31 protein-coding genes and 1 pseudogene are annotated in these 22581 nt (G+C 31.7%); 5 read left to right on the forward strand and 27 right to left on the reverse strand.

The window, feature by feature from the left end:
- The first annotated feature begins 4 nt into the window (after positions 1 to 4).
- Genes VDP25_RS12795 through VDP25_RS12810 form a run of 4 tightly spaced genes read left to right on the forward strand, consistent with a single transcriptional unit; the run spans position 5 to position 2340 of the window.
- Positions 5 to 613, forward strand: a complete 609-nt coding sequence (locus tag VDP25_RS12795) for an LUD domain-containing protein (protein WP_334470367.1) — start codon at positions 5 to 7, stop codon at positions 611 to 613.
- Positions 613 to 1434, forward strand: a complete 822-nt coding sequence (locus VDP25_RS12800; RefSeq protein WP_334470369.1) for a phosphatidate cytidylyltransferase — start codon at positions 613 to 615, stop codon at positions 1432 to 1434. The genes VDP25_RS12795 and VDP25_RS12800 overlap by 1 nt, the downstream gene beginning before the upstream one ends.
- A complete protein-coding gene (locus tag VDP25_RS12805; RefSeq protein WP_334470371.1) occupies positions 1424 to 2077 on the forward strand; it encodes a phosphatidylserine decarboxylase family protein in 654 nt (217 codons plus the stop codon). Before VDP25_RS12800 ends, VDP25_RS12805 begins: the two co-directional genes overlap by 11 nt.
- A complete protein-coding gene (locus VDP25_RS12810) occupies positions 2074 to 2340 on the forward strand; it encodes an acyl-CoA-binding protein (RefSeq protein WP_334470372.1) in 267 nt (88 codons plus the stop codon). Before VDP25_RS12805 ends, VDP25_RS12810 begins: the two co-directional genes overlap by 4 nt.
- On the opposite strand, the gene VDP25_RS12815 is transcribed toward VDP25_RS12810, so the two are convergent.
- Both VDP25_RS12815 and VDP25_RS12820 read right to left on the reverse strand, forming a co-directional pair.
- On the reverse strand, positions 2341 to 3252 hold the full coding sequence (locus VDP25_RS12815; protein WP_334470374.1) for a dimethylarginine dimethylaminohydrolase family protein: 912 nt from the start codon (positions 3250 to 3252) through the stop codon (positions 2341 to 2343).
- A gap of 152 nt (positions 3253 to 3404) precedes the next feature.
- On the reverse strand, positions 3405 to 4691 hold the full coding sequence (locus tag VDP25_RS12820) for a citrate synthase (protein WP_334470376.1): 1287 nt from the start codon (positions 4689 to 4691) through the stop codon (positions 3405 to 3407).
- A gap of 175 nt (positions 4692 to 4866) precedes the next feature.
- Between VDP25_RS12820 and VDP25_RS12825 the strand changes: the two genes are divergently transcribed.
- Positions 4867 to 5622, forward strand: a complete 756-nt coding sequence (locus VDP25_RS12825; protein ID WP_334470378.1) for a DUF481 domain-containing protein — start codon at positions 4867 to 4869, stop codon at positions 5620 to 5622.
- Positions 5623 to 6019: 397 nt separating this feature from the next.
- Here VDP25_RS12825 and VDP25_RS12830 read toward each other — a convergent pair.
- From VDP25_RS12830 to rpsQ, 25 genes and pseudogenes are all read right to left on the reverse strand, one after another.
- Positions 6020 to 6136: pseudogene (locus tag VDP25_RS12830) on the reverse strand (cysteine peptidase family C39 domain-containing protein); the annotation flags it as partial.
- A gap of 176 nt (positions 6137 to 6312) precedes the next feature.
- Positions 6313 to 7776, reverse strand: coding sequence for a TlpA family protein disulfide reductase (locus VDP25_RS12835; RefSeq protein ID WP_334470381.1), 1464 nt, complete (start codon positions 7774 to 7776; stop codon positions 6313 to 6315).
- Positions 7770 to 8918 (reverse strand): vitamin K epoxide reductase family protein, encoded by a 1149-nt coding sequence (locus VDP25_RS12840; RefSeq protein ID WP_334470383.1) that lies wholly within the window; start codon positions 8916 to 8918, stop codon positions 7770 to 7772. Before VDP25_RS12840 ends, VDP25_RS12835 begins: the two co-directional genes overlap by 7 nt.
- 284 nt (positions 8919 to 9202) lie before the next feature.
- Positions 9203 to 9868: a response regulator gene (locus tag VDP25_RS12845; protein WP_334470599.1), complete on the reverse strand. Its 666-nt coding sequence runs from the start codon at positions 9866 to 9868 to the stop codon at positions 9203 to 9205.
- 329 nt (positions 9869 to 10197) lie between these two features.
- The gene (gene eno / locus VDP25_RS12850; RefSeq protein ID WP_334470384.1) at positions 10198 to 11493 is read right to left on the reverse strand and encodes a phosphopyruvate hydratase; all 1296 of its coding nucleotides are present in this window, start codon (positions 11491 to 11493) and stop codon (positions 10198 to 10200) included.
- A gap of 198 nt (positions 11494 to 11691) precedes the next feature.
- Positions 11692 to 12795: a glutamine-hydrolyzing carbamoyl-phosphate synthase small subunit gene (carA, locus tag VDP25_RS12855; RefSeq protein ID WP_334470385.1), complete on the reverse strand. Its 1104-nt coding sequence runs from the start codon at positions 12793 to 12795 to the stop codon at positions 11692 to 11694.
- A 275-nt stretch (positions 12796 to 13070) separates the two neighbouring features.
- Positions 13071 to 13547 carry a 50S ribosomal protein L17 gene (gene rplQ, locus VDP25_RS12860; protein WP_215927698.1) on the reverse strand — a complete coding sequence of 159 codons (477 nt, stop codon included), beginning with the start codon at positions 13545 to 13547 and terminating at the stop codon, positions 13071 to 13073.
- A 59-nt stretch (positions 13548 to 13606) separates the two neighbouring features.
- Positions 13607 to 14599 carry a DNA-directed RNA polymerase subunit alpha gene (locus VDP25_RS12865; protein WP_115818534.1) on the reverse strand — a complete coding sequence of 331 codons (993 nt, stop codon included), beginning with the start codon at positions 14597 to 14599 and terminating at the stop codon, positions 13607 to 13609.
- 95 nt (positions 14600 to 14694) lie between these two features.
- Positions 14695 to 15300 (reverse strand): 30S ribosomal protein S4, encoded by a 606-nt coding sequence (gene rpsD, locus VDP25_RS12870; RefSeq protein WP_215927696.1) that lies wholly within the window; start codon positions 15298 to 15300, stop codon positions 14695 to 14697.
- A 213-nt stretch (positions 15301 to 15513) separates the two neighbouring features.
- A complete protein-coding gene (rpsK, locus tag VDP25_RS12875; protein ID WP_173281865.1) occupies positions 15514 to 15897 on the reverse strand; it encodes a 30S ribosomal protein S11 in 384 nt (127 codons plus the stop codon).
- Positions 15898 to 15997: 100 nt separating this feature from the next.
- Positions 15998 to 16372: a 30S ribosomal protein S13 gene (gene rpsM / locus VDP25_RS12880; RefSeq protein WP_215927694.1), complete on the reverse strand. Its 375-nt coding sequence runs from the start codon at positions 16370 to 16372 to the stop codon at positions 15998 to 16000.
- Positions 16373 to 16374: 2 nt separating this feature from the next.
- Positions 16375 to 16491 carry a type B 50S ribosomal protein L36 gene (gene ykgO, locus VDP25_RS12885; protein WP_008269159.1) on the reverse strand — a complete coding sequence of 39 codons (117 nt, stop codon included), beginning with the start codon at positions 16489 to 16491 and terminating at the stop codon, positions 16375 to 16377.
- A gap of 55 nt (positions 16492 to 16546) precedes the next feature.
- A complete protein-coding gene (gene infA, locus VDP25_RS12890; protein WP_007094967.1) occupies positions 16547 to 16762 on the reverse strand; it encodes a translation initiation factor IF-1 in 216 nt (71 codons plus the stop codon).
- A 78-nt stretch (positions 16763 to 16840) separates the two neighbouring features.
- On the reverse strand, positions 16841 to 18205 hold the full coding sequence (gene secY / locus VDP25_RS12895; protein ID WP_215927692.1) for a preprotein translocase subunit SecY: 1365 nt from the start codon (positions 18203 to 18205) through the stop codon (positions 16841 to 16843).
- Positions 18206 to 18214: 9 nt separating this feature from the next.
- Positions 18215 to 18667, reverse strand: a complete 453-nt coding sequence (gene rplO / locus VDP25_RS12900) for a 50S ribosomal protein L15 (protein WP_215927690.1) — start codon at positions 18665 to 18667, stop codon at positions 18215 to 18217.
- 15 nt (positions 18668 to 18682) lie between these two features.
- The gene (gene rpmD, locus VDP25_RS12905) at positions 18683 to 18862 is read right to left on the reverse strand and encodes a 50S ribosomal protein L30 (RefSeq protein WP_008269164.1); all 180 of its coding nucleotides are present in this window, start codon (positions 18860 to 18862) and stop codon (positions 18683 to 18685) included.
- Positions 18863 to 18875: 13 nt separating this feature from the next.
- A complete protein-coding gene (gene rpsE / locus VDP25_RS12910; protein ID WP_179354566.1) occupies positions 18876 to 19400 on the reverse strand; it encodes a 30S ribosomal protein S5 in 525 nt (174 codons plus the stop codon).
- Between the two features lie 6 nt (positions 19401 to 19406).
- The gene (rplR, locus tag VDP25_RS12915; RefSeq protein WP_215927688.1) at positions 19407 to 19763 is read right to left on the reverse strand and encodes a 50S ribosomal protein L18; all 357 of its coding nucleotides are present in this window, start codon (positions 19761 to 19763) and stop codon (positions 19407 to 19409) included.
- Between the two features lie 10 nt (positions 19764 to 19773).
- The gene (gene rplF / locus VDP25_RS12920; protein WP_334470434.1) at positions 19774 to 20316 is read right to left on the reverse strand and encodes a 50S ribosomal protein L6; all 543 of its coding nucleotides are present in this window, start codon (positions 20314 to 20316) and stop codon (positions 19774 to 19776) included.
- A 12-nt stretch (positions 20317 to 20328) separates the two neighbouring features.
- Positions 20329 to 20727, reverse strand: coding sequence for a 30S ribosomal protein S8 (gene rpsH, locus VDP25_RS12925; protein WP_215927684.1), 399 nt, complete (start codon positions 20725 to 20727; stop codon positions 20329 to 20331).
- 62 nt (positions 20728 to 20789) lie between these two features.
- A complete protein-coding gene (gene rpsN / locus VDP25_RS12930; RefSeq protein ID WP_115818545.1) occupies positions 20790 to 21059 on the reverse strand; it encodes a 30S ribosomal protein S14 in 270 nt (89 codons plus the stop codon).
- Positions 21060 to 21061: 2 nt separating this feature from the next.
- Positions 21062 to 21613, reverse strand: coding sequence for a 50S ribosomal protein L5 (rplE, locus tag VDP25_RS12935; RefSeq protein ID WP_215927683.1), 552 nt, complete (start codon positions 21611 to 21613; stop codon positions 21062 to 21064).
- Between the two features lies 1 nt (position 21614).
- Entirely contained in the window at positions 21615 to 21926 is a 312-nt protein-coding gene (gene rplX / locus VDP25_RS12940; RefSeq protein WP_215927681.1) for a 50S ribosomal protein L24, read from the reverse strand.
- Positions 21927 to 21938: 12 nt separating this feature from the next.
- Positions 21939 to 22307 carry a 50S ribosomal protein L14 gene (gene rplN, locus VDP25_RS12945; RefSeq protein ID WP_092446808.1) on the reverse strand — a complete coding sequence of 123 codons (369 nt, stop codon included), beginning with the start codon at positions 22305 to 22307 and terminating at the stop codon, positions 21939 to 21941.
- 2 nt (positions 22308 to 22309) lie between these two features.
- The gene (gene rpsQ, locus VDP25_RS12950; RefSeq protein ID WP_092469501.1) at positions 22310 to 22567 is read right to left on the reverse strand and encodes a 30S ribosomal protein S17; all 258 of its coding nucleotides are present in this window, start codon (positions 22565 to 22567) and stop codon (positions 22310 to 22312) included.
- Positions 22568 to 22581 lie beyond the last annotated feature (14 nt).

The following is a 22581-nucleotide window of genomic DNA, read 5'->3' on the forward strand; positions in this document are numbered from 1 at the left end:
TTGAATGAGCTTATTTCGTAAATTCTTCGGAAAAAAGTCTGAACAGACAGAAGAGCACATACCGAATCAAGAGCGTGGCAAATACATGCCAGAGGTTAAGCTACCTGTAGATGAACGCTTTACTATTAATTTTAAAGCCAATGGTGGTAAGTTTTTGTATTGTGAAAATATTGAAGAAGTTAAAGAAAGTTTTAACGCAATACTAGACGAAAACAATTGGCATAATGATAAAGTTTTCTTAATAGACCAACGCTTGTCTGAATTATTTAAAGATTTCAATCTTAATAGTACTAAAAATCTTTCAGAAAGTGCCTATTTTTTATCTACTTGCGAATATTTAATTTCTGATGATGGTTCTTTATTGATTTCTTCAAATCAAATTGCCGAAAAAAAATTAATTGAATTACCAGACCACTTCATTATTTATGCTACAACAAGTCAATTTGTAGAAACTATTGGAGAAGGTCTTAAAGGCATAAAAGCAAAAAGTAAAGCAACAATACCTACAAATATTACTACTATTAAGCACTTTAAAACTGCAGATGATAAAGACTTTTTAACCTATGGCAGCAGTTCTAAAAATTTATACTTACTCTTGCTAGAAGATTTATAATGAAAGAATTAGCTATAAGAGCCTTATCTGGTGCTGTGTATGTGGCACTTCTTATTGGTTCGCTTTTTGTCCAAGAAGCTACAGTTATACTTATTGGAATATTTGGTATTATCTCGCTTACAGAATTTAGCAAGCTCATTAAGCTTAAGTCTTTTATTCAATACATCGTATATTTTATTATCTATATTGGGTTTTGGTATGTTTGTTTACAAAATTCAACTATCACAGGAACTGATGAGGCCATTCAGATTTTATTAGTTATTACTACGTTTGTCAACCTCATTTTAATTAAAGATCTATTTACGTCAAAGAAAATCCCACTTTTTGAATCTAAACGCTATATAGCTACAACATTTTATTTATCTAGTGGTTTTGTATTTATGCTTCTTATAGCAAACTACCAAAATGAATTTACTCCATTATTATTATTAGGTAGTTTTATACTAATCTGGATTAACGACAGTGCTGCTTATTTAGTCGGTAAGAATTTTGGTAAACAAAAATTATTCCCAAGCATATCTCCTAAAAAAACAGTAGAAGGTTTTTTAGGAGGATTATTTTTTGCATGTATATCTAGCTATTTTATTGCTACATATACAGAAACTCTTGATTTTACACCATGGTTAATATTAGCTATTATTGTTAGTGTTTTAGGCACTTTTGGAGACTTAATTGAGTCTAAATTTAAACGTCAAGCTGGAGTAAAAGACAGTGGAGCAATAATGCCTGGTCATGGAGGGCTATTAGATAGGTTAGATAGTATTATATTTGCGGCACCATTTATTTATTTATTTTTAAGAATTTTAAACTATGTTTCATAAAGAAGGGCATAAAATTATATTCATAACTCTAGTGATTGTTGTGGGTTCGTTTTTTTTAATTGATGGATTTATCACTAATGAATGGATACGAAAAGGGCTAATGCTAGCTATTTTGGTGTTCTTTATTCTTATTTTACAATTTTTCAGAAACCCAAAACGAAATACGCATGCTAACGAAAAGCAAGCATTATCTCCGGTTGATGGTAAGGTGGTAGTGATTGAAGAAGTTATGGAGAATGAAGTTTTTAAAGATAAACGTATTCAAGTTTCTGTGTTTATGTCTCCTATAAATGTACATGTTACGCGTCATCCAATCGCTGGAAAAGTAACATTTAGCAAGTATCATCCAGGAAAGTATTTAGTAGCTTGGCATCCTAAAGCTAGTGAGGAAAACGAGCGTACTACAGTTGTAGTAGAAAATGGTAGTTTTGGTAAAGTATTGTATCGTCAAATTGCTGGAGCTCTAGCTAGACGTATAGTTAATTATGCTAAAGTAGGTACTAAAGTAGAACAAGGATCGGATTCTGGATTTATAAAATTTGGCTCACGTGTAGATTTATTTTTACCTTTGGATGCTGATATTAAAGTTGAACTTAACCAAAAAGTAAAAGGCGGCGAAAGTATCATTGCAGAAATGAAATGACTTCAGAACAATTAGACATAGAATTTAAGACTGCGGTAAATCGTGTAAACGATCATACAGAGCCTTTTCCTGCCGATTTTTTATTACGCCTTTATGCTTATTTTAAAAAAGCAACTAATAATTATGATCGCCCTAGCAGTCGTAAACCTATTATAAATGCTTTTAAAACTAATGCTTTATTTCAAGTCAAAAACATCTCTCAAGATGAAGCAAAACAAGAGTATATTAATCTTGTAAACAATTATTTTCTATATCGTAAATAATTATTCCCTAATTAAAGGCATTGTAGAACAGCGCAATAAACCTTCTTGTTTCGCAATTTCGGCATAAGGCACTTCCTCAACTGTAAAGCCTTTTTCTCTTAACCACGTATTTAATCTTGTGAAATTCTTTTCTGAAATAATAACATCTTCAGAAATAGAAAAGACATTACTATTCATATTATACATTTCCTCTTTTGTAATTTCAAAGACATTATCTTTTCCAAAGAAATTTAGTAACCATTCGTATTCCTTTTCAACTAAAAAGCCATTTTTATGAAGAATGGCTTTATCCTTACCAATAGGTTGAAAACAACAGTCTAAGTGTAATGCATTCTCTTTTGGATCGGTGTTAGACTTACGTAGTTCAAAAGCCTTAACGGTTTTGTGAGGAAACAACTCTTGTATGGCTATAACGGCATCTGTATTAGTCCTAGCCGTTATATAATCTGAATAATCATCACCAGAGTAAGTACCAATAAAAATATAATCGTTCCAAGGCATTACATCACCTCCTTCTACGTGGCATTCTTCTGGCAGTACAATAATATTCTCCTCTCCTATTTTATTTAGCACATGTTGAATTGCTGTGTACTCACGTTCGCGGTCTGGTAATATGTTTGCTTTTATTAATTTATCTTCTATTACAAAGGCGATGTCTCTAGAAAATATTTGATTATAATCCGCTATAATTTCGGGCCTAAAAACCGTTACATTATATTTTTTAAACACTTCTACAACAGCATCCATCTCCTTTATCATATCATCTTCTGTTGGATAGGTACCAGCTTTTATATGCTGTATGGATTTAGGATCATAAGCGTCTTCTATTGATGGTATAGGACCAATACTTTTGGCTGTACCAAGAATAACGGCTTTTAAACGTGATGTTTCGTTTTGTATGTTTAATTTCATGTGTTAATATTAATTATTATTTACAGTCAAATGAAACAGCCTAATTACAATTTCATTAGAATAATAAACTATCTGTATGAGCATTTCATAAAGTTGCGCATAAAAAAAGCTCCATAACATAGATGAAGCTTTTATAAGTTTATTACAATCAATTATCTCTTATCAATAGCCTTGAAAGGTCTATATGTTTCACCAATATATAACTGTCTTGGACGACCGATTGGCTCGTTATTTCGTCTCATTTCTTTCCATTGTGCTATCCAACCAGGTAAACGACCTAAAGCAAACATTACGGTAAACATTTCTACCGGTATTCCCATAGCTCTGTAAATAATACCAGAATAGAAATCTACGTTTGGATATAATTTTCTATCTACAAAATATGGATCTTCTAAAGCTTCTTTTTCTAACCCTTTTGCAATATCTAAAATAGGATCTTCAATGCCTAAATCTGATAACACTTCATCTGCGGCAACTTTAATAATCTTAGCTCTTGGATCAAAGTTTTTATATACACGGTGTCCAAAGCCCATCAAACGGAAAGGATCATTTTTATCCTTAGCTTTAGCCATATATTTTTTGGTATCACCACCATCTTCTTTTATGGCTTCTAACATTTCTAAAACGGCTTGGTTAGCACCACCATGTAATGGTCCCCAAAGTGCAGAAATACCTGAAGCTAGAGAAACAAAAAGTCCTGCATGAGACGATCCTGTAATTCTTACTGTTGATGTAGAACAATTTTGCTCATGATCTGCGTGTAAGATTAAAAGTTTATCTAAAGCATTTACAAGAATTGGATTTTGTTTGTATTCACTATTTGGGCTCTTAAACATCATTTTAAGAATGTTTTCTACATAACCTAAATTATCATCACCATATTCTAAAGGTAAACCTTGTTTTTTACGCATCGTCCAAGCTACAATAACAGGGAATTTACCTAAAATAGTAACAATAGAATTATACATGGCCTCTTCCGAAGCTACATTTACAGAAGATGGATAAAATGCTGTAAGAGCACTTGTTAATGAAGACAAAACACCCATTGGATGTGCTGACTTAGGAAAAGCATCTAGTATCTTTTTTAAATCATCATCTACAACAGAATGTGATTTTATATCTTCATGAAACTTGTCTAACTCTTGTTTATTTGGTAATTCACCAAAAATAAGTAGATAAACTACTTCTAAAAAATCAGCTTTTTCAGCTAACTCTTCAATAGAATACCCTCTATACCTTAAGATACCTTTTTCGCCATCTAGAAATGTTATAGCACTTTTACAACTTCCTGTATTTTTGTAACCAGGATCTAAGGTAATAACACCACCTGTTGTACTTCTTAAACTCTTAACATCTATAGCGACTTCTTTCTCTGTTCCTATAATAACAGGAAAATCATACTTCTCGCCATTAATTTCTAATGTAGCTTTATCTGACATATCTTCTTTTCGGGTTTTAATAAATTATAAGGATTGTAAATTTACGAAATCTCAAACGATTTAGAAAGTAGATTTATAATGGTTTTAACATTTAAAATAACTTCAATTTTATTCCTTAATGTTTCCTAATTAAAAGCTTAAAAAATCATGATATTTTTGTGCTTATTTTACAGATATGAAACGTTTTTTTTTACTCGTTATATTAGTTTTTAGTCTTAACCTCACATACGCGCAAATTGTAAATGTAGAATCCTTAAGACGTATTTCTGATACATCAAAATGGTCAGGTTCTGCAAGTTTAGATATTGGACTTATAAAGAACACACAGTCCATCTTTAAAATCACCAACAGTTTGAGGCTTCAATACAATACCAGAAAAAACCTTTATCTTTTTATTAATGATTTAAAGCTTGAACAAATTGAAGACAATTCTTTTGTAAACAAAGGCATTCAACATATTAGATATAATAGGAAAATCACAGAACGTTTAAAGCTTGAAGTTTTTGCTCAAAGTCAGTATGATGCTATTTCTGACATTAAATTCAGAGGATTATTAGGTCTTGGACCACGGTTTAAATTGTCTAAAAGTAAAGATTACAGGTTTTATTTAGGAACATTATTAATGTTTGAACATGAAGAATCCTCTGACAAAACCATTGACATCCTAAGAGATTTTAGAGGAAGCACCTATTTTTCTTTGAGTTTATATCCCGTAGACAATATTTCTTTAATAAGTACGACCTACTACCAGCCCTTATTAGAACAGTTTTCAGATTTTAGAATTTCTAATCAAACGTCTCTAGGCATTAAAGTCTTAAAAAATCTACTTTTTAAAACATCTTTCACTTATAATTTTGATGCTAATCCTATTATTGGTATTCCTAAAACACAGTATGAGTTGACCAATGGAATTGTGTATACGTTTGATTGAATTAAGATATAAGAGCGCTACGCTTTTAGAAACAAGAACATAGACTCCATTGTAACTAACTGATGTAATGATGGTACATATAGAACTAAGATAATTGTGGATGCCTACTAATTTTGGTTTAAAACTTATCTAAACTTATAAAAAATGCTGTATTAATCTCAAGTTCATTGGGATAATTTATCTCGTGTCTTTTTTCATTGAATTCTGTTTTCTTATTACAAGTGTATTTAATCTTCTCTAGAAGGTAAAAGTTTCACACGGTTATATGATAATGAGCATAATCTTAATAAATCTCGAATAAAGAAAACCATCTAAAATGTAATCTTTTAGATGGTTTTGTATATGTTCAAAATATTTACTTGGATGGTCTGTTCTAATTATATATCTTTCTATACATTCACAAAACAACCCTAAAGAGCTTCGCTCTTGTGGTTTCATTAATTGATCTTAATTTCTGTATGGAAATTGATTTTTTATAATATTTGGCAATAATTTTTAGGCAGATTGGACCACAATCTTTGTGATCTTTTTATTTGTAAAAACGAAAATTAGTCATTCAGTATTTTAATCAAAATACTATTTAAGAAAATATATTGTTTATGTTGCAATTAAAATTTTTGAATTATATGTTTATTGACAATACTCCTATATACAAATCGATTTATTTTTTTTTAAGAGGGAAAATTATTTCTATTCTGATATTTCAATTTTATTAATAATATCATTGAATTCCAAAGTATCATTTGGAGAGGGCGAATTAATCAAAACAACATTATTATTATAATCTAAAATAGCATAATGAGGAATAGTACTCACGTTAAAAAATGCTATTAAATGATTGCTTTGAGTTTTACTAATCACATATTGATTTTTATTCATACCAAATTCTTGTAATTCGGCAACTTTTTTTCTCCAACTTTCTTGATTCTCGTCTATTGAAAAATAATAGAATTCTACATTTTTATTCTGAATTAATTTTTTTCTAAACTCATGACTACTTTTAATTTCTTCAATACATGGTGCACACCAACTTGCCCAAAAATCAATTATTTTAATTGTATTGCCCTGATTCTTTAAAATATCTTTTAATGTAATTCTGTCTCCATCAATATCTAATAAAATAGAACCGTAAACATTTTCTGCTAATCGATTATTAATCTTATTTAATCGTTCATTTATTCTCTCTAACACAACTTTATATTTTTCTTCTTTTATTTGCGGCAAGTAAATCATAATTTTATCTTGTAGGTTCTTTGAATCTTTTGCAATCGAATGACTATCAAATTCAAATATCATTTTTGTAATCGCATATTCTTTAGTTTTACCAACCAAATTTTTATTGATTAAATCTAATTGAAAATCTAGTGATTCTATTGAATATATATTATTGCCAAATTTTTCTTCAGATACAATATTTAGATATTTTGTTAATGCAAGATAAAAATTCACATTATCATCTTGGTCATTTCTATTAAAATCATTGATAGATATACCTTTTAAATATTCTGTATAATTAGTTATGGCGCCTTTAGGAATGCTGTTCTGATTTAATATCCCATTGATATATTGAAATTTAAAAACATCTTTTATTTTATTATAAAACAAATCTGAAACATTTTTGTTTTTTGCATACTGATCTAAAAACTGTTGCTTATTTTTATAATAATTTTCATGAACTTTCTTATATTCAGAAATTCCAAGTTGCTCATTATATCTTGGGTAATTTAGGTTTAAATTATAAAGTTCTTTAAAAAAATTATAATGGGCTTCATTATTGCCATTAAAAGTTATTATACTATTATCCAATTTATAACTAAGCGTATCACCTGGAGTTACATATATAAAAAACGCAATTGAGCTAGGTTTAAAACTAGCAAACCTAAATAGTCTTGGTGATTCCAATTTAAAACTAAAGTTTAAATTTTCATCTTCATTCTTTGCTTTAAGCAAAAAAGACTGTTTATTAAATTCAATATGGGTTTCATCAAGCAATACTGATTCTATTAAAGTGTCTCCTGCTTGTTCTGCAAACAAGTAAACTTGCTTTGATGTTTCTATTAGTTTTGATGTTTCTTTTTTTAGATTAAAAACAAGAATCCCAATAACAATTACGACAAGTAAAATTATTAAGACTCTTTTTGGGGCTCTTACCATAACATTATTTTTTTGTGAAATTTATATAAAAATACGTTTTTAAATTTAGCCACCTCTTGCCAAAGATGGCTAATCAAATTATTTAGACTGGCATTATAAAAAATTGAAATATTTAGTTGTTGTTCATATTTATCTAATAAAGATTTGAGTAGATAGTGAGGTTCTTCACAAAATCCACAATATGGACTGGTGATGATACTTATCTTTAAATTAGCATTTTTATTACCAAAAACTAATTTCGTTTCTGGGAGGTTATATCGATCTTCTGATGTTAAAAGCAATTTGAACGTATTATAATTCCTCTTAAACCTATTGGCTTTTAACTCAACAGTTTTTAAATCATTTACTTTTTTTAAGTTTTTTTTTAATGGCAACCATACTGCTGTTAGTAGTGAGATTGTGGCGAAGAACAACAATACGCTAAGCAATCCTATATTAAAGCCAAAATTTGAATGTATTAAAATTACAGCAATAAACTCCAAAATGACAACACCAATGATTGATAAACATATTGGACACCATTTTTTTTCGATATATTTTTGATAATACAATGAGGCAATTATAACAGGTACCGAAAAGAGCAGCACTACAATCTGTAATGAGAAATACGCAGAGTATAGATTTAAAAGTCCCATCAAGAACAACCCAACAAGTTGCGTAGAAAAGAAAAGGATGCCTAGATCGCTAAAGCTTATGGTATCAAAAAATTTCCATTCAGTTGAGTTAACTACAGTTTTACAACTGGTATTAGCTGTTACATTACAAAATTTATTGAAGAGTTCACTCTTTGTGCTAAATAGATCTTTTAGTGCAGCTGTAGAAAATAACAGCCCTAAGATTGGCAATGTGTAGAACAATAGAAACCATTTTTTTGGAGCGGTCAATACTATAACTGCAGTAATTAGTGCTATAGTAACTATTGGTATTATGTAATTGTATTTTGGCTTTGATTTCGCTTTTGGAACTATATTTTCATTCTCCACCAATAATACAATATCGGTCCATAAAGCCTCAAAATCAGTTTTTGCTATTGAATTGTTCTCAACTCCATTAGAATATATAACAGTATCATCCTTTTTTTGAACGTAGGATAAAAAATCTGAGTTACTCTTATTTAATCTTGCAAAGAATTTATTTGGCAATAATTCAATCTCTGACTTATTTACATTAAATGCACCATTCTTAATGTTGAAGAATGTTAAAGTGTCGCTTAATGCTAAAAGCGTAGGGAAATCTGGATGCGAATTAAACTGAAAATTAAATTCTTCTTTATCGATATATATATCTTCTGCTTCTAAATAATTAAAAAGTGATTTTATATTACTCCTATAAGAAATTTATTATAATAAAACAAAAATCTAAATTAGGACAATGAGCATATTTTACAGGATATAAATGCGCACAATAAGTAAGCAAAAACGGAAATCTAAATAAAACCATTTGTTCTAGCTGCCAGAACCAAGTCTCTATCACTATTACTCTCAATATTAAATTTTCGTTTTAAAAGTCGTTTTCTCTTATCTATCGCTGATTTAGACAAATGCACTAACTTTAATAAATCTCTCATATTAGAGCCATTGGCAAGTTCTTTAAGTATTATAACATCATAAGCATCTAACTGAATATTATTGAGCGACTTTTGCTTAATAGCGTTTATTATGGTTTTGCTGTAATGAGTTTCACCAAACAACACCTTGTTAATGGCACTAATATAATTTGAAAAACCTACATCTTGTTTATTTAAAAAGCCCAACGGATTATAGGCATTAATAGTCTGCCTAATTCTATGACTATTAGTATATGACGTAATGACCAAAATCTTAGTATTTGGAAATTGTCCTCTAATGCATACACCCAAATCATCACCAGAATATAAATTAAGCTGTGGAGCTGGTGGTAGACTTAAATCTAAGATGACCAAATCTAAAGGTTTTGCTGCAGAATAGCTTTGAATTTTTTGATGAGCTGTTTCGCAATCCCTAGCACTTTCGGTTTTAAAACACAACTTATCTGATTGGTCTTGCATATATTGAAGTGTGTTAATAATCGCTTCAATAATAATGGGATGGTCATCTATGATTAGGACGTTAATGGATTTTTAATCATAAATATTGCACAGGTTTTAAAGCCTAATGTTTAGGCTATCAAAAAATTAAATATGTGTAATCAACAATGAACTAATTAACCCTTAGGGTAAGAATTTTCATGAAACTAATACTTTTTTCTTACAAATAAAAACCATCTAAAATTAATATTTTAGATGGTTTAGTATATATTCAGCATATTTAGTTGAATAGTCTATTCTAATTGTGTATTTTTCTATACATTCAAAAAAAACACCCCTAAGAGCTTCGCTCGGTAGTTTCAAAACAAAAAATATTTTGTTTCTCACTAATCCTCAAGGGGACAATCCAAAAAAACTTATGCTTTCACCTTAAAAGCATTAGCTCCAGGAAAATAAGCAACACTTCCTAATTCTTCTTCAATACGTAATAACTGGTTGTATTTTGCCATACGATCACTACGAGATGCAGAACCAGTTTTAATCTGTCCGCAGTTTAATGCTACAGCTAAATCGGCAATAGTATTATCTTCTGTTTCACCAGATCTATGAGACATTACAGAGGTGTAACCTGCATTATGTGCCATGTTCACCGCTGCAATAGTTTCAGTTAAGGTACCAATTTGGTTTACTTTAATTAAAATAGAGTTAGCAATACCATTTTCGATACCGCGAGATAAACGCTCTACGTTAGTTACGTATAAATCGTCACCAACCAATTGTACTTTATCACCAATTTGCTCTGTAAGGTCTTTCCAACCATCCCAATCGTTTTCATCCATTCCATCTTCAATAGAAATGATAGGATATTTTGAGGCTAATTCTGCAAGATATTTTGCTTGTTCTGCACTTGTTCTTACTACACCTTTATCACCTTCAAATAAAGTATAATCGTATTTACCATCTTTATAGAATTCTGCTGCAGCACAATCTAAAGCGATCATTACATCTTCACCGAATTTGTATCCCGCCTTTTCAACAGCTAATTTAATAGTGTCTAAAGCATCTTCTGTTCCTCCGGGTAAGTTTGGTGCAAATCCACCTTCATCTCCAACAGCTGTACTTAAATCTCTATCGTGTAATACTTTTTTAAGATTATGGAAGATCTCAGTTCCCATTTGCATAGCATGTGTAAAGTTTTTTGCTTTAACAGGCATAATCATAAATTCTTGAAAAGCAATAGGAGCATCACTATGAGAACCACCATTAATAATGTTCATCATTGGTAATGGTAATGTATTTGCAGAAACACCTCCAACATATCTGTATAATGGCATACCTAATTCATTAGCTGCTGCTTTTGCAACGGCTAAGGATACACCTAAAATAGCATTAGCCCCTAATTTTGATTTGTTCGGAGTACCATCCAATTCAATCATCATTTGATCAATAGCGTTTTGTTCAAAAACAGAAACACCTAATAACTCTTGAGCAATTGTAGAGTTTACATTTTCTACGGCTTTTAATACTCCTTTTCCCATGTAAGTGTCACCACCATCACGTAATTCAACAGCTTCATGCTCTCCTGTAGATGCACCAGATGGTACTGCTGCCCTACCCATAATACCGTTTTCTGTAGTAACATCAACTTCTACTGTTGGATTCCCTCTAGAATCTAAAATTTGTCTTGCGTGTACATTGATAATAATGCTCATTATTTTTGATTTTAATTTACTGTAATTTCTATTGAAATACTGAAACGAGTTCAGCATGACTAGCCTCTAAGCTAGTCAAATTTACGAAAATCTAAGGCGCGAAACTTGACAAAAATCATATTTATGATAATTGCTTACGATAATGATTTCGTAACTAAAAAAACGCAATAAAAAGGGTGTTTTATTGCGTTTTCGTTATTATTTATTTTTAATATTTTCTATAAACTGATCAAATAAATACAAGGAATCATTTGGTCCAGGACTTGCTTCAGGATGATACTGTACTGAAAAACAATTTTTGTCTTTTAGTTTGATACCTGCAACTGTATGGTCGTTTAAATGCACATGTGTTATTTCAACATTAGCATTAGCTTCTGTTTCTTCTCTATTGATAGCGAAACCATGGTTTTGAGATGTGATTTCACCTTTTCCTGTCACTAAATTTTTAACCGGATGATTAATACCTCTGTGACCATTATGCATTTTATACGTTGATATTCCGTTAGCCAAAGCAATCACTTGATGTCCTAAACAAATACCAAATAAAGGTTTGTCTTTTGCTATAATTTCTTTAGCTAAATTAATAGCATCGGTTAACGGTTCTGGATCTCCAGGACCATTAGATAAGAAATAGCCATCAGGATTAAAAGCTTCTAGCTCTTCAAATGTTGCATTATATGGAAACACTTTAATGTAAGCATCGCGCTTCGCAAGGTTTCTAAGAATATTCTTTTTGATACCAATATCTAAAGCTGCAATTTTATATGTTGCATTTTCATCACCAACAAAATATGGTTCTTTAGTAGATACTTTAGATGCCAATTCTAAACCTTTCATTGAAGGGAATTCTGCTAATTGCTTTTTAAGCGCTTCTATATTATCGACCTCAGTAGTAATTACAGCATTCATGGCTCCATTATCTCTAATATAGCTTACCAATGCTCTTGTATCTACATCTGCAATGGCTAAGGTATTATGCTTTTCAAAAAAATCTTCTAAAGAACTATCAGCTGCTGGTCTGCTATAATTAAAGCTAAAATTTTTACAAATTAATCCTGCTATTTTAACATCATCAGATTCACTTTCATCTTCTTTAATTCCGTAATTTCCAATATGTGCATTGGTGGTTACCATAAGTTGACCATAATAAGAAGGATCTGTGAATATTTCCTGATAACCTGTAGTACCAGTATTAAAACAGACTTCGCCAAAAGCAGAACCTTCTTTTCCTATGGATTTACCATGAAAAATTGTACCGTCTGCTAAAAGAATAAGGGCCTTTTTTCTTTGTTTGTATTTCATTGGTTATGTTATTGAGTCACATTAGTTGGAAGAAATAATTTTAAATACATTTTAAAACACCCCTAAAGTCCCCTCAAGGGGACAATACAACCAAGTAAAATTAATTTTTAATTTTTGCAAAAATCCAAAAAAAAAGGATAAACTGAAACAGTCTATCCTTTATATTTATCAATGCTTATTAACACGCGATAATCGCGATTTATGAAATGCAAAAAACGATTTCAAATTTTGATCAGTGTTGATTTCAAATTCCATTCGTTTTTTTACTAGCATTTTTACTCTTCTTCGTTAGAAGCTTTAGTTTCCGTAGGTGCAGGTGTAGCAGCTTTTGCTTTGCTTCCTCCTCTTCTACTTCTACGTGTTTTCTTCTCTGGTTTAGCAGCTGAATAAAGTTCGTTATAATCTACTAACTCTATCATTGCCATATCAGCGTTATCACCTAATCTGTTTCCTAATTTGATGATACGTGTATATCCACCTGGACGATCTCCAATTTTTGGTGCTACATCTCTAAACAATTCTGCAACGGCATCTTTTTGTCTAAGCTTAGCCATAACAATACGTCTGTTGTGAGTTGTATCTGCTTTAGATTTTGTAATCATTGGCTCAACAAACTGCTTTAAAGCTTTTGCTTTAGCTACTGTTGTGTTAATACGTTTGTGCTCAATTAATGAACAAGCCATATTAGCTAACATTGCTTTTCTGTGTGCTGTTTGTCTTCCTAAGTGGTTGAATTTTTTTCCGTGTCTCATGACATTTGTTTTATCATCTTGCTACTAAACTCGCAAATCGAGGAGCAAAATATGATTAATTAATCTTTATCTAATTTATATTTACTTAAATCCATTCCGAAGTTTAATCCTTTAACGTTTACTAGTTCTTCTAGCTCTGTTAAAGACTTCTTACCGAAGTTTCTGAATTTCATTAAATCGTTTTTATTGAATGATACTAAATCTCCTAAAGTATCTACTTCTGCAGCTTTTAAACAATTAAGTGCACGTACAGAAAGATCCATATCAACTAATTTAGTTTTCAATAGTTGTCTCATGTGAAGTGATTCTTCATCATAAGTTTCAGTCTGTGCAATTTCATCAGCTTCTAAAGTGATACGCTCATCAGAGAATAACATGAAGTGGTGAATTAATATTTTAGCAGCTTCAGTTAAAGCATCTTTTGGATTGATTGATCCGTCAGTTTGAATTTCGAAAACTAATTTTTCGTAATCCGTTTTTTGTTCTACACGGAAGTTTTCAATAGCATACTTTACATTCTTTATAGGTGTAAAAATTGAATCTGTAAAGATGGTTCCAATTGGTGCTGAAGCTTTCTTATTTTCTTCTGCAGGAACATAACCTCTTCCTTTTTCAATAGTTAATTCCATATTGATGTTTACTTTAGGATCTAAGTTACAGATAACTAAGTCTGTATTTAATACTTGGAACCCAGAAATAAACTTCTGAAAATCACCAGCTGTAATTTGATTTTGTCCTGAAATAGAGATAGTAACAGTTTCGTTATCTATTTCATCTATTTGACGCTTAAAGTTAACTTGCTTTAAGTTCAAAATCATTTCAGTAACATCTTCAACTACACCAGAAATTGTAGAAAATTCGTGATCTACACCTTCTATTCTAACTGAAGTTATTGCAAAACCTTCTAAAGAAGATAATAATACTCTTCGCAAAGCATTACCTACTGTTAATCCGTATCCTGGTTCTAAAGGTCTGAATTCGAATTTACCTTCGAAATCAGTAGAATCAATCATGATTACTTTATCCGGCTTTTGAAAATTTAATATTGCCATATTATTCTTCGTTTTAATTGTTATTTAGTTGCGCGATTTATAAGTATGAAGAAGACAAATAAATCCTTTGGCCAAATACCAATATGATTAGTTTATTATTTAGAGTAAAGTTCAACGATGAATTGCTCGTTGATTTGTTCTGGAATTTGAATTCTTGCAGGAACAGCAACATAAGTACCTTCCATTGAACCTGTATTCCATGTAATCCATTCAAAAACATTGCTAGAGTTTGCTAATGAATTTTGAATAGCTTCTAATGATTTTGATTTTTCTCTAACACCAACTACATCACCAGCTTTTAATTGGTACGAAGGAATATTTACCTTTTCACCATTTACTGTAATGTGTCTGTGAGATACTAATTGTCTTGCAGCACTTCTTGTTGGTGCAATACCCATTCTGTATACCACATTATCTAAACGAGATTCACATAATTGAAGTAATACTTCACCTGTAATTCCTTTAGATGCTGTTGCTCTTTTGAACATGTTTCTGAATTGCTTTTCTAATATACCATAAGTATATTTTGCTTTTTGCTTCTCCATTAATTGGATTGCATATTCAGATTTTTTACCACGACGACGGTTGTTTCCGTGTTGCCCTGGAGGGTAATTTCTTTTTTCGAAGGCTTTATCATCTCCGAAGATCGCTTGTCCGAATTTACGGGCGATTTTAGTTTTAGGACCAGTATATCTTGCCATTTTAAATTTGTTTAGAGAGTGAGTAAAGAATTAAGGTCTTAATCTTATCCTTCTTTAATCGTTAACCTCTCGATTGATACTTGTTATTTTTCAGTTTGCAAATTTATGCAAAATAAACTAATATCAATACATAAATGAATGATATTAGTTTATTTAAAATTTGTGTGAGTTTTTTTAACTAAGACTGACTTAGAAAACTGAATACGATTCAGATTATACTCTACGTCTTTTTGGTGGACGACAGCCGTTATGTGGCATTGGAGTTACATCAATAATTTCTGAAACTTCAATTCCTGCATTGTGAATAGATCTGATAGCAGATTCTCTACCATTACCAGGTCCTTTAACGTATGCTTTCACTTTCTTTAAACCTGCTTCTTTTGCTACGCCTGCAGCATCTTCAGCAGCTAATTGAGCAGCGTAAGGAGTGTTCTTTTTAGAACCTCTAAATCCCATTTTACCTGCCGATGACCATGAAATAACGTCACCTTTTTTGTTTGTTAAAGAAATAATGATATTGTTAAAAGAAGCTGTGATATGAGCTTCACCTATTGCATCAACTATAACTTTACGTTTTTTTGTACTTGCCTTTGCCATTTTATTTTTAGCTTTTAGTATTAGTTAATAGTCGCTAGAATCCTAAACCGTTAAATTTCAAACAGATTCTTTCCAACGTCTAAAGACTAAAGACTATTTATTATTTAGTTACTTTCTTCTTGTTAGCAACCGTTTTTCTTCTACCTTTTCTTGTACGAGAATTATTCTTAGTACGTTGTCCTCTTAATGGAAGACCAGATCTATGACGAATACCTCTGTAACATCCAATATCCATTAATCGCTTAATGTTCATTTGTGTTTCAGAACGTAATTCACCTTCGATTTTAAAAGTTCCAACAGCGTCACGGATTGCTCCTATTTCGTCGTCAGTCCAATCTTGTACTTTTGTGCTTTCGTCAACTTTAGCCGCAGCTAAAATTTCCTTTGATCTACTTCTACCTACTCCGTAGATATAAGTTAAAGAAATCACTCCTCTTTTTTGTTTTGGTATGTCTACACCTGCAATTCTTGCCATATTTACCCTTGTCTTTGTTTGAATCTAGGATTCTTTTTGTTAATGACGTAAAGTCTACCTTTTCTGCGCACTAATTTACAGTCTGCGCTTCTTTTCTTTACTGATGCTCTTACTTTCATCTTGTATTATTTATTACTACTATAGTATGATAGAACCTTTCGGCTATACCTTGTATTAGTATCTATAAGTTATGCGAGCCTTAGTTAAATCGTAAGGACTCATTTCTAATTTCACCTTATCTCCTGGTAATAATTTTATGTAATGCATACGCATTTTACCAGAGATATGTGCAGTCACTATATGACCATTTTCTAATTCTACACGAAACATTGCATTTGATAATGCTTCTATGATTGTTCCGTCTTGTTCTATTGCTGCTTGTTTTGCCATAATATATATTTAGTATTCAGTGATTAAATGCAAATACCTTGCCTAATTTTTAACACTGACATTCTAATGTTTAACATCTTATTGCGCAACCGCTTTTCTATTCTTACCTGTCTTCATCAAGCCATCATAATGCTTATTTAATAAATAAGAATTAATCTGCTGCATTGTATCAATAGCTACACCTACCATAATTAAAAGTGATGTACCACCAAAGAATAATGCCCAACCTTGTTGCACGCTCATTAACTTAACGATAAATGCTGGAAAAATAGCAACTAATGCTAAGAATATAGAACCTGGTAAGGTAATCTGTGACATAATTTTATCTAAATACTCAGATGTTTCAGATCCTGGACGTATACCTGGAATAAATCCACCACTACGTTTTAAATCATCAGCCATTTTGTTTGTCGGTACTGTAATTGCTGTATAAAAATATGTAAATATTATAATTAATAAAGCAAATATTAAGTTGTACCAAAATCCAAACATATCTTGGAAGTTAGATTGCATCCAAATGCCTGTACTTGTATCTTTCAACCAAGCAGAGCTACCTATTAAACTTGGAACAAACATAATTGCTTGTGCAAAGATAATTGGCATTACACCAGAAGCATTTAATTTTAATGGTAAAAACTGACGTGATCCAAATACATTCTTTTCATAACCACCAGAAGCTGTTCTTCTTGCATATTGCACAGCAATTTTTCTAACTGCCATAACCAAGAAAACAGAAGCTAATATGATTAAGAACCATATAACCATTTCAATTAAAATCATCATAAAACCACCATTACCACCTTCAAGTCTAGAGTACATATTTTGTACAAACGATTGTGGTAACGTTGCTATAATACCAACCATAATTAATAATGAAATACCATTACCTATACCTTTATCTGTAATTTTTTCACCTAACCACATAGCGAATACACACCCTGTTACTAGAATAATTACTGATGAGAAGTAAAACATATTTTCATTAAAACCAGGTACTAACATAGCATTAATTGATGACAATCCTGATAATGAAGGAATACTAGCTAAATAACCTGGTGCTTGAACTAAACAAATACCTATAGTTAACCAACGTGTAATTTGAGTGATCTTTTTCTGACCACTAGCACCTTCTTTCTGAAGTTTTTGTAGATAAGGAATCGCAATACCCATTAACTGAACAACAATGGAAGCAGAGATATATGGCATAATACCTAATGCGAATACAGAAGCATTAGCAAATGCTCCACCTGTAAAGGCATTTAATAATCCCATGATACCACCATCCATACCTGCTTGTAATCCACCTAAAGCATCAATATTGATACCAGGTAATACCACCTGAGCACCAAAACGATAAACCAAAAGCAAACCTAAGGTTAGAATAATTCTATCCTTAAGTTCTGTGATTTTCCAAACGTTTTTTAATGTTTCTATTATTTTCATCCTATAATCTTATAAAGTTACAGCTTCACCACCAGCAGCTTCTATAGCTGCCTTTGCCGTAGCAGTAAATTTATGAGCAGTTACTGTTAATTTTGTTTTTAACTCACCTCTACCTAAAATTTTAACTAGCTCGTTTTTACCAACTAATCCCATAGATACAAGTGTTTCAAAATCAACACTATCTTTGATTACTTTTTCATCTACTAACTTTTGTAAAGTATCTAAGTTTATACCTTGGTATTCTACTCTGTTAATATTTGTAAATCCAAATTTAGGTACACGTCTTTGTAATGGCATTTGACCACCTTCAAATCCTAATTTCTTAGAATAACCTGAACGAGATTTAGCTCCTTTGTGACCACGTGTTGCCGTACCACCTTTACCAGAACCTTGACCACGACCAATACGTTTACCTTGATTTTTTACTGAACCTTCTGCAGGTTTTAAATTACTTAAATCCATTGTTAAGTTATATTTTTAAGCTTCCTCTACAGAAACTAAATGTTCAACTTTCTTAACCATACCAAGGATGTTTGGTGTGGCGTCGTGCTCTACTACTTGACCAATCTTTTTTAGACCTAAAGCTAATAATGTTAGCTTTTGTCTTTTAGTACGATTGATTGCACTTTTTACTTTCTTTACTTTAATCTTTGCCATCTTATCCTATCGATTATCCGTTAAATACTTTTTCAAGTGAAATTCCACGCTCTTTAGCTACAGACTTAGCATCTCTTAATTGTAATAAAGCGTCAAAAGTTGCTTTTACTACATTATGAGGATTAGAAGATCCTTGAGATTTAGATAATACATCGTGTACACCTACTGCTTCAAGAACAATTCTTACCGCACCACCTGCAATAACTCCTGTACCAGGTGCAGCTGGAATAATGTTAACTCTTGCTCCACCATATTTACCTTTTTGCTCATGAGGAATAGTTCCATTAAGAATAGGTATTCTTACTAAGTTTTTCTTAGCGTCTTCAACAGCTTTAGCAATTGCAGTAGCAACATCTTTAGATTTACCTAATCCTTGTCCTACAACATTTGTTTCGTCACCTACAACAACAATAGCAGAAAAACCAAATGCTCTACCACCTTTTGTTACTTTAGTTACACGCTGAACGCCAACTAAGCGATCTTTTAATTCTAGTCCGCCTGGTTTAACAAGCTCTGCGTTTTTATATTTTTGATACATAATGTCTTAAAATTTAAGTCCTGCTTCTCTAGCACCTTCTGCTAATGATTTTACTCTTCCATGATATAAATAACCACCTCTATCAAAAGAAATAGTTTCAACACCAGCTTTCATAGCTTTCTCTGCTACAGATTTACCTACTAATGCAGCTACTTCTGTTTTGTTTCCTTTAGATGCTGCTATGTCTTTATCTCTTGAAGATGCAGCAACTAAAGTTTTACCAGTTACATCATCTACGAGTTGAGCATAAATTTCTCTATTACTTCTAAAAACAGCTAATCTAGGTTTTGTTTCTGTACCAGAAACAACCTTACGGATTCTGTTTTTAATTCTTATTCTTCTTTCGTTCTTTGTCAATGCCATAACTTAATTATTAAGCTGATTTACCTGCTTTTCTTCTAATTTCTTCACCAACAAACTTGATACCTTTTCCTTTGTAAGGTTCTGGTCTTCTAAAACCGCGAATCTTAGCTGCAACTTGGCCAACCAATTGTTTGTCAAAAGACGTTAATTTAATAATTGGATTTTTACCTTTTTCTGATACTGTCTCAACTTTTACTTCTGGAGCAATATCCATAACGATGTTATGAGAAAAACCAACGGCTAAATCTAATTTTTGTCCTTGATTTGATGCTCTATAACCTACACCAACCATTTCTAGTTCTTTGGTCCAGCCTTTTGAAACACCTTCTATCATATTAGCAATTAATGCTCTGTAAAGACCATGTTTTGCTCTTAAATCTTTCTTATCAGAAGCACGCTCTAATGTAATAGTACCGTCTTCTAATTTAATCTGAATATCTGAATACTCTTGAGTTAATTCACCTAATTTACCTTTAGCAGTAATTAAATTATCCTTAATCTCAACTGTGACACCTTCAGGAACTGTTATTGGGTTTTTACCTATTCTTGACATAATTTCCTGTTTTTAGTATACATAACATAAAACTTCACCACCTACATTTTCTCTCTGCGCTTGTTTTCCTGTCATCACTCCGTGAGACGTAGAAACAATTGCAATACCTAATCCGTTAAGGATTCTTGGCATTTCTTTAGATGAAGCATACTTACGTAAACCTGGTTTACTGATTCTTTGAATTTTTTTAATGACAGACTCTTTAGTCTCTTTACTGTACTTCAAAGCAATTTTGATTGTACCTTGTACTGTAGAGTCGTCAAACTTATAACTTAAGATATATCCTTGGTCGAATAAAATCTTAGTTATTTCTTTTTTTAAGTTAGATGCAGGGATCTCAACCACTCTGTGGTTGGCCTTAACTGCATTTCTAACTCGCGTTAAATAATCCGCTATTGGATCTGTATACATAGTTATTAATTTGCGGTAGCGGTTTTCGGCACTATTGCCAAACCTGAAACCAATTTATAATTTTACCAACTTGCCTTCTTAACACCTGGTATTAAACCTTGGTTGGCCATTTCTCTAAACATTACACGAGAAATTCCAAATTGTCTCATATAACCTTTAGGCCTTCCTGTAAGTTTACAACGGTTGTGTTGACGTATAGGTGATGCATTTTTTGGTAATTTCTGTAATGCTTCATAATCGCCAGCTTCTTTTAAAGCTTTACGTTTTTCTGCATATTTAGCTACCGTTTTAGAACGCTTCACCTCACGGGCTTTCATTGATTCTTTAGCCATAATTAATTCTTTTTAAAAGGTAATCCTAATTCTGTTAATAAAGACTTCGCTTCCTTGTCTGTATCCGCAGAAGTCACAAATGTAATATCCATTCCTGAAATTTTATTGATTTTATCAATATCTATTTCTGGAAAAATAATTTGTTCTACAACACCTAAATTATAGTTTCCACGTCCATCAAAACCTGTAGCTTTAATACCGTTAAAATCTCTAACTCTTGGTAAAGCTGAAGTTACCAAACGATCTAAGAATTCATACATTTGTTCACCTCTTAAAGTTACTTTGGCACCAATTGGCATTCCTTTTCGTAACTTGAAAGATGCAACATCCTTCTTAGACATTGTGTGTATAGCTTTCTGTCCAGATATTTTTGTAAGCTCTTCTACCGCGTGATCAATTAACTTTTTATCCGCAACAGCAGCACCAACACCTTTAGATATTACTATCTTAGTAAGCTTAGGTACTTGCATTACATTTTTATATCCAAATTCTTCCGTAAGAGCAGGAATTACTTTTTCCTGATACTCTTTTTTTAATCTTGCAACGTAAGCCATATTAAATTACTTCATTAGATTTTTTTGAAAATCTCACTTTATTATCACCTTCCATTTTATAACCAACTCTTGTTGCTTCACCTTTTGAAGTTAACAACGATAAGTTTGAAATATGTATAGAGGCTTCTTTCTCTACAATTCCACCTTGAGGATTTTGTGCACTTGGTTTCGTATGTTTCTTAACCATGTTTACGCCTTCTACAATGGCTTTGTTTTTATCTATTAATACTTTAAGTACTTTACCTTCTGATCCTTTGTGATCACCAGCTATTACTTTTACTGTATCTCCTGATTTTATTTTAAGCTTTGTCATCTTATTTATCAATTAAAGCACTTCAGGTGCCAATGATACAATTTTCATGAATTGTTTATCACGAAGTTCTCTAGCTACAGGTCCAAAAACACGAGTTCCTCTCATTTCCCCTTGAGGATTTAATAGTACACATGCATTGTCGTCAAATCTAATATAAGACCCATCTGGACGTCTTACTTCTTTAGCTGTACGAACTACAACTGCTGTAGATACAGCACCTTTTTTGATTTGTCCGTTTGGAGTAGCATCTTTAACAGATACAACTATTTTATCTCCTACAGAAGCATACCTTCTTTTAGTTCCACCTAGTACACGGATAGTTAAAACTTCCTTTGCACCAGTATTATCAGCTACTTTTAATCTTGATTCTTGTTGTAACATAATTACTTCGCTCTTTCAATTATTTCTACTAATCTCCAACATTTAGATTTACTTAAAGGTCGTGTTTCCATGATCTTTACAGTATCTCCTTCGTTGCAGTCATTTGTCTCATCGTGTGCGACATATTTCTTTGTCTTTAACACGAATTTTCCATACATAGGGTGTTTTACTTTCTTAACTTCAGCAACAACAATAGATTTCTCCATTTTGTTACTCGTTACGATCCCTATACGTTCTTTTCTTAAGTTTCTTTTTTCCATCTTTCAGCAGAATA

This window comes from Winogradskyella sp. ECml5-4, from assembly GCF_036903175.1.
GTDB lineage: Bacteria > Bacteroidota > Bacteroidia > Flavobacteriales > Flavobacteriaceae > Winogradskyella > Winogradskyella damuponensis.